The sequence below is a fragment of the Pedobacter sp. KBS0701 genome (assembly GCF_005938645.2).
Classification (GTDB): Bacteria; Bacteroidota; Bacteroidia; order Sphingobacteriales; family Sphingobacteriaceae; genus Pedobacter.
Window position 1 is genome coordinate 584,116 of record NZ_CP042171.1, and the last position, 14,412, is coordinate 598,527.

15 protein-coding genes are annotated in these 14,412 nt (G+C 38.5%); 2 read left to right on the forward strand and 13 right to left on the reverse strand.

Annotation, left to right across the window (positions count from 1 at the left end; genetic code table 11):
* Window positions 1-4: 4 nt before the first annotated feature.
* The 6 genes from FFJ24_RS02175 to FFJ24_RS25935 all read right to left on the reverse strand — a co-directional run bounded on the left by FFJ24_RS02175 (window position 5) and on the right by FFJ24_RS25935 (window position 3,513).
* A complete protein-coding gene (locus FFJ24_RS02175; RefSeq protein WP_138820593.1) occupies window positions 5-826 on the reverse strand; it encodes an SDR family oxidoreductase in 822 nt (273 codons plus the stop codon).
* 47 nt (window positions 827-873) lie between these two features.
* Window positions 874-1,806 carry an NAD-dependent epimerase/dehydratase family protein gene (locus FFJ24_RS02180; RefSeq protein WP_138820594.1) on the reverse strand — a complete coding sequence of 311 codons (933 nt, stop codon included), beginning with the start codon at window positions 1,804-1,806 and terminating at the stop codon, window positions 874-876.
* Window positions 1,807-1,937: 131 nt separating this feature from the next.
* Window positions 1,938-2,291 carry a Crp/Fnr family transcriptional regulator gene (locus tag FFJ24_RS02185; protein WP_138820595.1) on the reverse strand — a complete coding sequence of 118 codons (354 nt, stop codon included), beginning with the start codon at window positions 2,289-2,291 and terminating at the stop codon, window positions 1,938-1,940.
* Window positions 2,292-2,315: 24 nt separating this feature from the next.
* A complete protein-coding gene (locus FFJ24_RS02190; protein WP_138820596.1) occupies window positions 2,316-2,537 on the reverse strand; it encodes a hypothetical protein in 222 nt (73 codons plus the stop codon).
* A 45-nt stretch (window positions 2,538-2,582) separates the two neighbouring features.
* Complete coding sequence (locus FFJ24_RS02195; protein WP_138820597.1) at window positions 2,583-3,164, reverse strand: thymidine kinase; 582 nt, start codon at window positions 3,162-3,164, stop codon at window positions 2,583-2,585.
* A 178-nt stretch (window positions 3,165-3,342) separates the two neighbouring features.
* Window positions 3,343-3,513 (reverse strand): hypothetical protein, encoded by a 171-nt coding sequence (locus FFJ24_RS25935; protein WP_168202361.1) that lies wholly within the window; start codon window positions 3,511-3,513, stop codon window positions 3,343-3,345.
* 238 nt (window positions 3,514-3,751) lie between these two features.
* Here FFJ24_RS25935 and FFJ24_RS02200 point away from each other — a divergent pair, with 238 nt between their 5' ends.
* Window positions 3,752-4,957, forward strand: coding sequence for a hypothetical protein (locus FFJ24_RS02200; protein ID WP_138820598.1), 1,206 nt, complete (start codon window positions 3,752-3,754; stop codon window positions 4,955-4,957).
* A 674-nt stretch (window positions 4,958-5,631) separates the two neighbouring features.
* On the opposite strand, the gene rodA is transcribed toward FFJ24_RS02200, so the two are convergent.
* The 7 genes from rodA to FFJ24_RS02235 form a co-directional block, all read right to left on the reverse strand.
* On the reverse strand, window positions 5,632-6,897 hold the full coding sequence (gene rodA / locus FFJ24_RS02205; protein ID WP_138820599.1) for a rod shape-determining protein RodA: 1,266 nt from the start codon (window positions 6,895-6,897) through the stop codon (window positions 5,632-5,634).
* Entirely contained in the window at window positions 6,897-8,906 is a 2,010-nt protein-coding gene (gene mrdA, locus FFJ24_RS02210; protein ID WP_138820600.1) for a penicillin-binding protein 2, read from the reverse strand. Before mrdA ends, rodA begins: the two co-directional genes overlap by 1 nt.
* Complete coding sequence (locus FFJ24_RS02215; protein WP_138820601.1) at window positions 8,906-9,421, reverse strand: rod shape-determining protein MreD; 516 nt, start codon at window positions 9,419-9,421, stop codon at window positions 8,906-8,908. The genes mrdA and FFJ24_RS02215 overlap by 1 nt, the downstream gene beginning before the upstream one ends.
* On the reverse strand, window positions 9,414-10,253 hold the full coding sequence (gene mreC, locus FFJ24_RS02220; RefSeq protein WP_138820602.1) for a rod shape-determining protein MreC: 840 nt from the start codon (window positions 10,251-10,253) through the stop codon (window positions 9,414-9,416). Before mreC ends, FFJ24_RS02215 begins: the two co-directional genes overlap by 8 nt.
* Window positions 10,254-10,334: 81 nt before the next feature.
* Complete coding sequence (locus FFJ24_RS02225) at window positions 10,335-11,357, reverse strand: rod shape-determining protein (protein WP_010601761.1); 1,023 nt, start codon at window positions 11,355-11,357, stop codon at window positions 10,335-10,337.
* Between the two features lie 220 nt (window positions 11,358-11,577).
* Window positions 11,578-13,104, reverse strand: a complete 1,527-nt coding sequence (gene purH, locus FFJ24_RS02230; RefSeq protein WP_138820603.1) for a bifunctional phosphoribosylaminoimidazolecarboxamide formyltransferase/IMP cyclohydrolase — start codon at window positions 13,102-13,104, stop codon at window positions 11,578-11,580.
* A 168-nt stretch (window positions 13,105-13,272) separates the two neighbouring features.
* Window positions 13,273-13,851, reverse strand: coding sequence for a phosphoribosylglycinamide formyltransferase (locus FFJ24_RS02235; RefSeq protein ID WP_138820604.1), 579 nt, complete (start codon window positions 13,849-13,851; stop codon window positions 13,273-13,275).
* A 242-nt stretch (window positions 13,852-14,093) separates the two neighbouring features.
* On the opposite strand from FFJ24_RS02235, the gene rpsT reads away from it, so the two are divergent.
* Window positions 14,094-14,348, forward strand: a complete 255-nt coding sequence (rpsT, locus tag FFJ24_RS02240) for a 30S ribosomal protein S20 (RefSeq protein ID WP_029277289.1) — start codon at window positions 14,094-14,096, stop codon at window positions 14,346-14,348.
* Window positions 14,349-14,412 lie beyond the last annotated feature (64 nt).

Genomic DNA, 14,412 nt, shown 5'->3' on the forward strand with positions numbered 1-14,412 from the left:
ACATTTAAATCCCCACCTCAAACGCATAACCCAAAAATTCAGGTACATTCAAACTTTCTACAATTTTCCAATCCTTCTTTTCTGCAATAAAATTGGGTTCAGTAAGGCCCGTAGATTTAGCCGCATTAGTGTAAAATTCCATTTTTGCAGGATGGCTTGGCGAGCAGGCATTATACGTTCTGCCGAATGCCTGTTTTTCCAAAAGGTTTACCGCAACGCCTACCGCATCTGTTTGATGAATCAGGTTCACCGGCGCTAAACCATTTGGTACATTACTTTTTCCGGCAAAGAATCTGCCAGGGTTACGGTCAGGACCAATTAAGCCTGCAAAGCGGATCACTGTGTAGTTTTCCGGAAATAGTTCCTTAAATAGTATTTCGGCGGCCAGAACGACCTTTCCCGAATCCGTATCGGGATTTGGCTCGCTGTTTTCATTTACTGTTTTGTTTTCATCCGCATAAACACTGGTCGAACTGATCAACACCACGTGTTTTGATTTATCTTTTGCAGCTGCTAAAATTGAGTTGACCTTTTGAGGATAATCAGGAAGTTCAGTCGAATTACGTCTTGGTGGAATGCAGATAAACAATACATCTGCATCAAAAAAATCCTGATCTGCTGAGATCTGAGCAGCCGTTAAATTGACCAGAAACGGCTGAATGCCTTCTTCTGAAAGTTTTGATAACTTTTCAGGAGTTGTGGTAGAGCCTTTAACCTGGTAAGACAATTGAATCAGTTTTCGGGCAAATGCCAGACCAAACCAGCCACAACCCAAAATCGATATGGTTTTAATGCTGTTTTTATGTGTCGTATTATATTGAATCATTTGCCCTAAAGATAAATAGTTGGCTTTATAATTTGCCCTGATTCGTGTCAATTCTGCTTTTTGTACATGGTTCTGGAAAGTTTTAATATGCCGTCATTATAAGAAGTAGGTTTGAAGTTGAATGCCTTTTCGAATTTGGTAGAATCGAAGTGATAATCATGATCGTACTGATAGTACATTTCTATAGTACCTGCAACTACCTTTTTAAATAACCCTGCTAAACGTAACATCAGTTTATTAATGATCAGATATTGAGGTTTGGTTTCATAAATCTTTGCAGCCATTGCTATAAAAGCTTTCCCTTTTAAAGGGGCTGCAGTTGGCAGGTGCCATATCTGGTTGCCAGAATCGGGTGTTTGTCCTAACAGGAATAAAGCTTTCCCCGCATCTTCAATGTATGTAAAACTGTGTAGCGTATTTGGATTTCCTATCCATTGCGCTTTGTTCTTTTTGACAAACTTATTAAGTACCATCATATCAAAAAAGCTGTTCATGGAATCTGCTCCGTAAAAATCTGCCGCACGCGCAATGGTTACGTTTATTTTACCCGCTTTGGATTCATTCATTAATTGTTCGGCTATCTTTGCCCTTACTTCTCCTTTTAAACTACACGGATGGTAAGGTGTTGTTTCTATCATTGGGCCATTTACGAGGCCATACATATAAACATTATCGAAAAAAATTAACCTCGCACCAGTACGTTTAGTTAAGTTAATTACATTTTGAATAATAACCGGCCATTGTTGTTGCCATATTTTGATGTCGTAAACCAAACCGGCACACAGGTAGATTACTTTCGAACCTTCGGCAGCAGCGAAAAGTTCAGTTTCATTTAATAAATCGGCCTTAACCCAGCTTATATATGGGTTGCTTGTAGCTATTGGTTTTCTGCTAATCAGCCTAATGGTTTCGTTAGCATTGGTTAATTCTCTGGTTAGTGCGTTTGCTGTTGGTCCGCCGGCGCCAAGTATAGTATGCATATCATCATTCTTTGATTAGTTCAAAGTTATGCGGCATGGAACCATCAAAACGTTAACAAAAGATAAGGATTTTAGATTATTCCAGAATTGACGACTTTAATAGCCTGTTTGCTGGAAAATTGTCAACTCTTTTAGTGCAAAAGTGTTCTTTTACGGATCCGGGAAAGTGAGACAGGCGTAACACCTAAAAAGTTGGCAATAAAGTGTTGTGGAACGCGCTGGAAAACATCTCTTGCAATTTTCTCCAGTGCAATATAACGTTCCTCGGGGCTCTGGGTAATAAATGCAGCAACACGGTCCTCGTAACAGCAGATGTAATATTCAGCAATCAGACGGCCAAACCGCTCCATTTTCAATGCCAGAAGAGGGTGCTTTAACATTTGTTGGAGATTGTGTTGTGAGATCATCACCAATTCTGTTTCTTCAAGAGCCTGAATGTAATTGGCATTAGGTGTACGTCTCAGGAAACTTTTATAGGCACTCATTAACTCATTTTCAAAGCTAAAGTATCAGGTAATTTCCTGCCCGTCTTTAATATGGTAGTAACGAACGGCACCACAGGTAATAAAGCAGATGTAGTCGCACACTTTTCCTTCAACTGCAAAATGTTCTTTTTTGCTTAGGATAGAAAAACTAAGGTATTGAATAAAGATTTCCCATTCCGCATCGTAAAACGTTACAAATTGGGTAATGCCGTTTCTAAATGCTTCAAGTTGAGCTCGTTTATCCATATCGATATTGAATCCGGTTTAAAGATACAGATTAATCAATTATGGTTATCCTTTGTCCAGATTGTAACAAGCCCTGCAACGTGGCTCATAACTTTCCTTTTCGCCCAATAAAACTGTAGTTTCATCGGCAACTGTACGGTAACTGTATAGGGCGGGGTTACCACAACAAACACAAACTGCATTTACCTTGGTAACATGCTCGGCAATGGCCATTAAGGCTGGCATAGGACCAAAAGGTTTACCTGTAAAATCCATATCCAGGCCGGCAACAATAACGCGTATTCCCCTATGGGCTAGTTTGTTGCAAACATCAGGTAGTTCATTGTCAAAAAACTGAGCCTCATCTATACCCACCACCTGTGTATTGGTGCCCAGTAATAAAATGGCTGACGCACTATCAACAGGGGTAGAGTTTATTGAATTTAAATCGTGCGAAACCACAGCGGTTTCATGGTAGCGGGTATCGGTACGGGGTTTAAAAATTTCGACATTCAGTTTAGCAATCTGTGCTCTCTTTAGCCTTCTGATCAATTCTTCCGTTTTACCAGAAAACATAGAACCACATACTACTTCTATACTTCCCGAAAATTCGCCTCTTCTCCTAAAATTTTGTTCGCTAAATAACATGCCTGTTTTTTTATTCCCCTAGGTCTATTCTTTAATTTTAAACTGAACAAATATGAGAATTATCTGTTGTTCCTGGGTATACACTTACTAACATAATTGGGGTAAAATCTTTTTATTTTCAGATAAAAGAAATGTATTTAGTGTGAGATAAATTCTGATAATTTAATTTCTGGTTTTATTAATGCTTTTTAAAGAAAAATGAAATAACAATAAAAGCAATAAGTGGAGTGGTAAATATGCCCAATAGTATCGATCCGCCAAAACCAAACCACGTATCTCGTCCATACCTGCCCAAAGCATATAAAACTGATATGATCAATAAAGCAAGAACTATTTCTATTATCCCCATAACCCAAATATAATTATTCTCCTCAAAAATTATAAGTAAAGCTGATCACAGGCAAACAATAAACATATTTGTTACGTTTCTGTTATATATTGACCTGTTTTAGCAGTTAAGTATTTTGGTGCAGGTATTTAAATATACTCCTTTTGGATTCCAAAGGAATGAATTAAATATGAAAATTATGTGTTATTTTTGAACACATAGTACCAACATAAACCGACTAAAAATTCGTTTTAATTTTATGATGAACCAACAAGATATTTTCAGAAAGATCGGCAGCATTTTAACAGAATTAAACGAGCAGTACCAGTTTTTAGCTCAAAATCCTCAGCAATTAAATGATTTGGAACTCGAGCTTTTTCTCGCTAATGCCAATTTCCTTTCTGATCATGTTAATATCGTCAAAAAATTAAATGCCACAACAGAAAATAAGCCAACTGAAGTTGGAAACCATACCTTGTTGGCCGAACAGAACACCATTATATTGCCAGAAGCTGAAAAAAGTTATATAGCGGATGATGAGTGTTTCGATCCGCAGGAACTGGAAGAAGTAGTAACAGCCCAGGAAGAAGAAGAACGGGTGGATGTAAAGCCTGAACAGGAGGTACTGGACGATGAAACGATTGAAGAAGAAAAAGCTGCGTCGATTTTGAATAAAGATTTCTTTAAACCCGACCAGGACGACCATACTTTTGAGTTTGTACTGGGTACACATGACGAAAGTGATCAGTTTGATTATGAAGCAAAACCGATAGCTATCGGATCTGTTGAAGAAATTTTCGATCGCCCTTTAAGCAAAGAAGAAGCAGAGATTTTAGCACGTAAAAAAATAATTCACGAGAAGGAAGATGCTTTAGCTTTTCAGGAAGAGTCTCTGCCAGCTGAAGAAGATGAAATTGGTCCTGAACCTTTTTTAATTCCGCACGAAGAAGAAGCGCCTGAAATAATTGCGGATGAAACACCTGTTGTGGATACTAAAATAGAAGAACCTATGCCGGTAGCTGCTCATCAGCCTATTGAGGCACTGAAGGATGTTAAACTGGATGATCCTATTATTTCGCCGCCCGTTGAGCAGGAGCGTCCGTTATTTACCCCGGAAGCTGTTCCTGTAAAACCAACTCCACAGCCCACAGCAACTAAACCAGCCCCAAGTTTAAACGACTTATTGGCCAAAACAAACAGCCAGAATAATGAACCTGTTAAAGCTCCGATTGCTGATTTAAAACAGGCGATTAATTTAAATGAGAAGTTACTCTTCATTAAAGATCTCTTTAATGGATATAATCTCGCCTATTCGGAAGTAATTGATATTATTAATAAGATGAGTAGCTTCGAAGCCGCAGATAGCTACCTTCAGCATAATTATGCAGCGAAAAATAACTGGGCCAATAAACAGGCCACTGTTGATCAGTTTTATGAATTGCTTAATAGAAGGTTTAGTAAGTAGGGCGGATGGCGTTTGGTGGATAGCGTAATATTGTGCTCGTTATCTTACTAATTCGGTCGTCATCTCGACTGAAGCGTAGCGAAATGGAGAGATCTATACAAGTGAGATTTCTCGATCGACTTGCACTCCGCCCAAAATGACGTATCTTTCTTAATTACGCGAAATATCGACTCCGGACTAGAGACTTCAGACTCAGGACTAAATAAATCCCATCCGGTTAGAATCGAGTTTTATAAAGATAAACAGCAAATACGAAATTAAATTCATTTAATTTTAAACAGGCTCTAAATGGCGATAAAAAAAACAATTTTGGTTTTTTCATCAGGAAATGAAGGTTAAGTGTTTCACGGGTGCTGTAGCCCCGCCATCATTTCAATCTTTTTGCTAAGGCTGCTGCACAATATGAATATAACTGCTTCAAAAAGTATTTTCATTTTGTCGGGTTTATTAATCCAGGATAGAAGCACAGAATTGACGACCTAAACCCCATAAAAGCGAACACGAAGTAAAGCGTTTAGCGGGAGCGGGCAATAATTTTAATGCAGGTTGTGCTTTCCAAAAAACAACCAATATCTCCTGTTTTGATCATCTGAGGTAAAGATCTTAAAATCACCTCACGATGACATTCTATACTTCGAGGTATCGACTCCAGACTAAAGACTTCAGACTTAGGACTAAATAAATCCCATCCGGTTAGAATCAAGCTTTAAAAAGATAAACAGCAAAATCGTAAAACTCCATAATGATGAACCGCCGTAACTAATAAAGGGTAGCGGAATCCCGATTACCGGAATAATACCAATGGTCATTCCGATATTGATGAATACATGGAAAAAGAGGATGCAAGCCACACTGTAGCCGTAAACCCTCGAGAAGGTAGACCGCTGCCTTTCTGCCAGGTTAATCAATCTCAATAATAAAAACATATATAAGCCGATTACAACTGAACAGCCCACAAAGCCCCATTCCTCGCCAATGGTAGAGAAGATAAAGTCGGTACTTTGCGCGGGTACATAACCGTATTTAGTTTGCGTACCCTGTAAAAAACCACGACCGGTTGCCTGTCCTGAACCAATGGCAATCTGCGATTGGATTACATTATAACCTGCGCCCTTATTATCGGCTTTAAGACCTAACATCAGCTCGATACGGCTACGCTGATGCGGCGCCAAAACTTTTTCGTAGGCAATTTTAACCATAAATAAATAAGCAATGGCGATAATGGTTACCAATACGGTAGAAATAATGATTTTCTGTTTTCGCCTGTTATTGTAGATGAAAAGTCCGCCAATAGTAGTGAGGATAAGAACCAGGATGTAAGTTGGTACCAGGAAATCGGCCACAAACAGTACAATCATCCCAAGGAAAATTAACAGGAAATAACCGGATAAGCCCTCCCGGTATAAAGGGAACATAAAAGCGAGGAAAACCAGTGCAGAGCCCGTATCGGGTTGCAGCATGATCAATAAAAGAGGTGCCAGTACAATCATTCCGGCTATTACAATTGATTTAAAATCCCTGAATTTGGGATTAAATGTACTTACATATCTCGCGAGCAGCAAGGCAGTACCGAATTTAGCAAATTCTGAGGGTTGCAACCTAAAGGAACCAATGGGGATCCAGGCCTGGTTTCCACCTACATTTCGTCCTACAAATAATACCACAACGAGTAAAAAGAGGGTAGCGCCGTAAATAAAGGGCGCAAATACGTTAAACAACCTTCCGTCGAACAATAAAATCGATAAACCCAATATCAGCCCGGTAATCACATATATTAACTGTTTGCCATAACTGCTTGCAAAATCGAAACCTGCAGCTTTATCGGGATTGTAAATAGATGCATAAACATTTATAAAACCAACTGCACATAAAGCAATGTAGATTAAAACGGTAATCCAATCTACATTAAAAAAGAAACGGTTTCCCTGTTGTTGGATCATTACTTATTGGTTACAGGTTTAAGGGTTACAATAGGTTGATTTACTCTCGGCTTAGTGGCAGCGGTTTGTTTTAGTATTGCCGGTTTTATTTTTAAACTGTCTTTAACCCTTTTAAGCGAATCTGTCTTTCTTAGTTTTAAACTGTCTAATTTTGTCAGTTTAACTTTTTTTGTCTTATCGATTAATGCGGGTAAAAGATTGGTTTCGGAGAACGCTTTAACAGTATAACCATTCGAACGTGGCTTAATGCTGTCAGTTAAGTATTTTTCAACCATAAAACTCGATATTGGTGCAGCATACGAACCTCCAAAGCCACCATTTTCTACAATCACTGCAATGGCAATTTTAGGCTTGTCCATTGGTGCAAAACCGATAAAAACCGAGTGGTTTTTGCCATGTGGGTTTTGTACGGTTCCGGTTTTTCCGCACATTACGATATTGGGTATCTGAGATTCTTTTGCTGTTCCCCAGGGACTGTTCACTGCATCCCGCATTCCATCAATTACAATAGGGAAGTATTTCTCATCTATACCCACATAGTTTTTAACTACATATTCTTTTTTAACTACATTTTTATCGCCGATGCCTTTGATTAAGTGGGGCTTTAAATAATAACCACGGTTGGCAATTGCCGCCATAACGTTTGCCATTTGTAATGGGGTAGAGGTAATCTCACCCTGACCAATGGCCTGCGAAATTACAGTAGTGTAACCCCAGCGTTTCCCATAAATTTTATCGTAATGCTCAGCCTGGTAAAATATTCCCTTTTTCTCAAAAGGCATATCGATGCCCAATTTCTGGCCAAAACCCCATTTCGCAATTTGCTCATGCCAATTGGCATAAGTCTGGCGTTGGTTTTTCATGCCGTTTTTAGTAATGATGTTCTGAAAAACATGGCAGAAATAGGTATTGCAGGAACGGGCAATACCGCGTTGCATATTGATGGTACCATCTACGTGCTCGCATTTTACTTTATGATTTCCGGCCATGTAATAACCTGGACAGAAAAAGGTCGTATTTGGATCAATTGCGCCATCCTGAAGTGCTACCAAAGCATCCACAGGTTTAAATGATGATCCGGGTGAATATTGTCCTGCAATAGGCCTTACAATCTGCGGACGATAAGGATTTGCAATCAAACTCATGTAGTTTTTGCCCCAGTCTTTACCTACCAATTGATTAGGGTCGTAGCCAGGGCTGCTTACAAAAGCCAGGATTTCACCGGTTGAAGGTTCGATGGCAACAATTGCACCTACTTTATTTTTCATCAATTCTTCGCCAAGGCGTTGGATCCTGATGTCTAAAGAAGAAATTAAACGATCTCCTGATACGGCATTTACATCATATTTTCCGTTGGCATAACTGCCCTGGGCAATGTTTTTAGCATCGTATAATGTATTGATCACTCCCTTTTCACCCCTTAAAAAATCTTCATAAGATCGCTCGAGGCCACTTTTTCCAATAAAATCGCCTGGTTTATAATAACCATCCGATTTTTCAATATCATCGGGACTTACTTCCTTAACATAACCGAAAAGCTGTCCGGCTATACTATCAGGATAATGCCTGATCGTCCTATCCTGCGTTCTGAAGCCCGGAAAACGGTACATAATTTCCTGTAGACGTGCGTAACTCTGTACAGAAATCTGTCTTTCGAAAAATGTAGACTGATAAGAAGACTGTGCCCTTGCTTTTTTCAGTTTTTTACGTACATCCTCAACAGTAATTTCTAAAGCATTGGCTAATCCAAGGGTATCGAATGGTTTAACTTCGTTTGGAGTAACCATTAAATCGTAAACGGGTTCGTTCTGTACAATTACCTTCATGTTGCGGTCGAGGATGGCACCACGGGCAGGGAATTTATAAATTTTACGCAACACGTTACTTTCGGCAGAGCTGAAGGCTTTATCGCTAATAATCTGGATATAAAATAACTTTCCCAATAAAATCAGGGCGATTACAATAAATAATCCTTGAACGATATATTTCCGGTTAAATAACTGATCCATTAACGTGGTGTTCTTCTATAGAATATAAACTCTACCAATAAAATAATAAGTAGCGTAAAGATACAACTTAAACCGCATCTCATTAAGGTATAACCAATTTCGGTTAGCTTAAAAGTTTCTAAAAAGAACAGCACCAGATGGTGTGTAATCACGCAGAGAAAAGTATAAAGTGAAAACCATTGAAAACCCATATAACTTAATGAAGGTTCTGGGTCGTCAATTGCGTCGCGGTTTAAACTGATTGAAATAAAAGAAATCCTTACAAAAGCTAATACCACACATGCCGTAGCATGTACGCCCATGGTATCGTAAAAAGCATCGAGGGTTAATCCTGTTATAAAGGCCAGTAAATACAATACGATATTCGGAATGCCAAAAGGAAGCAGAAGTAAAAACAGCACATAGATGAACGGTGTAGAAAGATCATAAAAGCCCATATTCTTGAGCAGAAATATCTGCACAAAAAGTAGCAAAAACCACCTGATCACATTTACAATTATGATTCTACTATTCATTCGGTTTCGCGATGCCTTCTAAAGCTTTTTGCTCTTCAGCCTTTTTATATTTAACCACATATACATATTGCAATGTGCTAAAATCTGTAAATAAATTTAATTCTGCTGATAAGAAATTATCATTGGTAGCCACATTTGGCTTGCTGATCCTGCCGACCAGAATCCCTTTCGGAAAAGATGCAAAACCCGAAGTCACTACTGTATCGCCCACATACATTTTAATGTGGTTGGGTACTTCCTTGATAAATGCCTTTTTAATGTCGAAATTGCCATCGCCCCAAACCAAAGAGCCTAAAGCGTTATTCTTTTTCAAAGTCACACTTATTTTGGTGTCTTTATGCAATAGTGATTGGATGGTTGCGAGGTGCTCAGAAACATCGCGGATAAAGCCAACCACGCCTTTTTGCGGTGCAATAACGGCCATTCCGGCTTTAATGCCGTCAACGCTCCCTTTATTGATCGTCATGATGTTATTGCGCAAAGTAATAGAGTTTTTAATCACTTTAGCGGCAAGATAGGTGTAATCCTGATTGGTAATGGTATCAACAACCTTAACATCTTTAGCAGTATCAACAGTAGTTAAGCTTAACAGCTGACTTTTAAGCTTGGCATTTTCTGCTGCAAGGCTATCGTTTACCATCCCCAGGTTTAAATAGCGTTTAAAAACATTCAATCTTTCGTAGGCAGTGCCCACCACCTCATTGGTAGAGTTTAAGGTTACGCTACGCTGATAGGAATTGTTCTTCACCGTTAGGTAGAGCCCAATGATAAAAAAAATGATAAACAAGAAAAATGCGTTGTATCTGCTGATGAAAATCCAAAGGTTACGCATCCGAGTATTAAGTTGGGAGTTAAAAGTTTGGAGTCTGAGCGGAAAACTCCAAACTCACAACCCCAAACTCCAAGCTAAATGTTATTGCATTAAGAATTTATATCCGCCAATATTTTTAAGGGCGATTCCGGTTCCGCGTACTACTGCCCGAAGCGGATCTTCTGCAACGTGAACAGGTAATTTAGTTTTAGCTGCTACACGTTTGTCTAATCCTCTTAATAATGCACCACCACCGGTTAAATAAATACCAGTTTGGTAAATATCTGCCGAAAGTTCCGGAGGGGTAATCTCTAAAGCTTTTAAAATTGCTTCTTCAATTTTAGAGATCGATTTATCTAAACAGTGTGCAATTTCGGTATAAGAAACGGTGATCTGTTTTGGGACACCCGTCATTAAATCGCGACCTTGAACCGCAAAATCGGCAGGAGCATCCTGTAACTCTGGTAAAGCTGCACCAACCTCAATTTTAATTTTTTCAGCAGTACGGTCGCCAATCATGATGTTGTGTTGACGGCGGATGTAGTTTACAATGTCAGAGTCAAAGTTATCTCCCGCAACACGGATCGATTGATCGCAAACAATACCAGATAAAGCGATAACCGCAATTTCAGTGGTACCACCACCTATATCGATAATCATGTTACCCATTGGCTCTTCCACATCAATCCCGATACCTACCGCAGCAGCCATTGGCTCATGGATCAGATATACTTCTTTTGCTCCTGCAATCTCTGCAGAGTCGCGCACCGCACGTTTTTCTACTTCAGTAATACCGGATGGGATACAGATTACCATACGTAAAGAAGGAAACATCCAGCCTTTACCGCCGTTAAGCATACGGATCATCCCTTTAATCATCGCTTCAGCAGCATTGAAATCTGCAATTACTCCATCCTTTAACGGGCGTACGGTTTTAATATTATCGTGGGTTTTACCCTCCATTTGCATTGCCTGACGACCTATAGCAATGACTTTGTTTGTAGTACGATCAAAAGCAACGATAGATGGCTCATCTACAACTACTTTGTCGTTATGTATAATCAGGGTGTTCGCAGTACCTAAATCGATGGCAACTTCTTGCGTAAACCAGTTAAATAATCCCATGTAAGGTATGTTTTCTTTATTTTGTCAAATCTATACTATTCCTAATGTAAAAATAGCTTTTTTATTGTTTTAAGTTTTATTTTCTTCAGTTATTAAATTGTTTTTAAGGCAATTAAAATGTTTAAAAAATCAAAACCTATAATAATTGGGTTTGAACTGTTTTTGATATAAGATAATGCACAAAAACCTTTCGTCTTTAAACCCTCAACCTTCTACCTTTCTAATGTTTAAAGTGTCTTACCCCGGTGGTTACCATGGCAATGCCTTTTTCGTTTGCTTTTGCAACAGAATCGGCATCTTTAATCGATCCGCCTGGTTGCAAAACAGCAGTAATTCCGGCCTCGGCAGCAATTTCAACACAATCCGGGAAAGGAAAGAAAGCATCAGAAGCCATTGCAGCACCTTTAACGCTGAAACCGAATGAAGCCGCTTTTTCAATCGCTTGTCTTAAGGCATCAACACGTGAAGTTTGGCCAACACCGCTTGCAATCAACACATCATCTTTAACCAAAACAATGGTATTCGATTTTGTGTGTTTTACAATTTTGTTAGCAAAGAAAAGATCTTTCAACTCTTGTGCTGTTGGTGCTTTATCGGTAACAGTGGTCATTTGCTCCGGACCTTCGATAATTAAATCTTTATCCTGCTCAATTACACCATTTAATAAGGTTTTAAATTGTTTCTTGCTCAATTCAACCTCGTTGCGTTGTAAAATTACGCGGTTTTTCTTTTTGCTGAACAGCTCGACTGCTTCTGGCTGGTAAGAAGGAGCTATCAACACCTCAAAAAACAAGTTGTTGATTTCCTCTGCTGTTTCCAGGTCAACTTCCACATTGGTGATCAATACTCCACCGAAAGCAGAAACCGGGTCGCAGGCTAAAGCATCAATCCAGGCTTGTTTAACGGTCGGGCGTGAGGCAATACCACAGGCATTTGTATGTTTTAAGATCGCAAAAGTTGGATCTTCAAATTCGTCGATCAAAGCAACTGCTGCATCCACATCAACCAGGTTGTTGTACGAAAGCTCTTTACCATTAAGTTTGGTAAACATGGCGTCTAAATCACCATAAAATACACCACTTTGATGAGGGTTTTCGCCATAACGTAAAGTTTTAGCTTCAGTTACACTTTGTTTAAAAACATCAAGCGGCTCTTCAGTATTGAAATAATTAAAAATTGCAGTATCGTAATGAGAAGAAGTATGGAATGCTTTTTTAGCAAATGTTTTACGCTGAGCTAAGGTAGTTTCGCCATTTTGTTCTGCCAATTGGACTTCTAAAGTAGGATAGTCATTTTTTGATGCGATAATCACCACATCGTTGAAGTTTTTAGCAGCGGCACGGATTAAGGAAATACCACCAATGTCTATTTTTTCAATAATTTCTTCTGGTGTTCCACCTGCTTTTACAGTTTCTTCAAATGGATATAAGTCAACAATAACCAAATCAATTTCAGGGATCTCATATTCAGCAATCTGCTCCTGGTCGCCAGCTAAAGCTCTGCGGTTTAAAATTCCGCCAAATACTTTTGGGTGTAAGGTTTTAACACGTCCGCCTAAAATAGATGGATAACCGGTTAAATCTTCAACCGCCGTAACCGGAAGATTTAAATCTTTGATGAATTGTTCTGTTCCACCGGTAGAAAATAACTGCACACCTTGCGAGGCTAACAATTTTACCAATGGCTCCAAACCATCTTTATAATATACTGAGATTAAAGCGTTTTTGATTTTAATGGATTGACTCATTCGACTGAAAATTTTGAGCCGCAAAGGTAGTAAAACAGGATTGTTTTTTAATGAGATTTACCGATCAATATTAAATTTTATTCCACTATATATAATAATGTATAGTGGCCAGTCAGGTTGGCTATGCTAAATTTATTTTAATAGCCTTATTAACCTGTGTCGAATCATTTATTTACTGATCTTTTTAACAATGGTTTCCACCACACGAGGATAATGCTGGTGTTCCAGCTGCTGACCTTTAAATTTTACCATTTCAAGGTTATCGCTCTTATCTATTCTGTAGCGGGCCTGGTAAATGTATTCGCCTTCGTCATAGTTTTCATTCACATAGTGGATGGTGATTCCACCTTCGGTTTCGCCTGCGGCCATAACGGCGTGATGTACATGATCTCCGTACATACCCTTACCTCCAAATTTAGGAAGGATTGCCGGATGGATATTCACAATTCTGCCGGGGTAAGCATGGATCAGGTTTTTAGGGATCAGCCAAAGAAAGCCTGCCAGCACAATAAAATCGATTTCAAGATTTTTGAGAAGATCCACAACTTCATCGGTTTTATAGAATTCGTTTTTGTCGAAAATATGAGTGGGGATTTCGAAATTATCAGCTCTCTGTAATACATAAGCGTCGGCATTGTTGGTTAATACCAAAGATATTTCTATTTCATTACTCCGTTTAAAATGCTCCATCAGTTTTTGGGCATTGGAGCCAGAACCTGATGCAAAGATGGCTATTCGTTTTTTCACTCAAAAATCGTTTGGTCCAAAAATAGTATTTTTAAGCCTGTTTTCTTAATCCAAAGGAAATTTTATTGAATTAAGTTAAAGTATTTATAATGAATAATTTTAATGTATTTTTGCAGTTCGGAAATAGGGTTCAATTTTAATGAAAAAAAAGTTGAAAGTGTTTTGTAATTTAAAAACATTAATCCTATATTTGCAACCCGAATTATAGGAAACGAATAAGAAAAATAAAAGGCTAAATAGAAATGGCAAATCATAAATCTTCATTAAAAAGAATTAGAGCAAACGCAACAAAACGTTTACGTAACAGATATCAGGCAAAAACTACACGTACCTTTATTAAAAGATTACGTGCTGCAGAAGATAAAAAATCTGCATCTGATTTATTGCCTAAAGTAATCTCTATGTTAGATCGTTTAGCTAAAAAGAATATTATCCACAAAAACAAAGCGGCAAATAACAAATCAAAATTAACGAAATTCGTTAATGGTTTAAAATAAGCCAATTTTTTTACGATATTAAGGCATCCTAATCAAAAGTTAGGATGCTTTTTTTTGTCTAAAA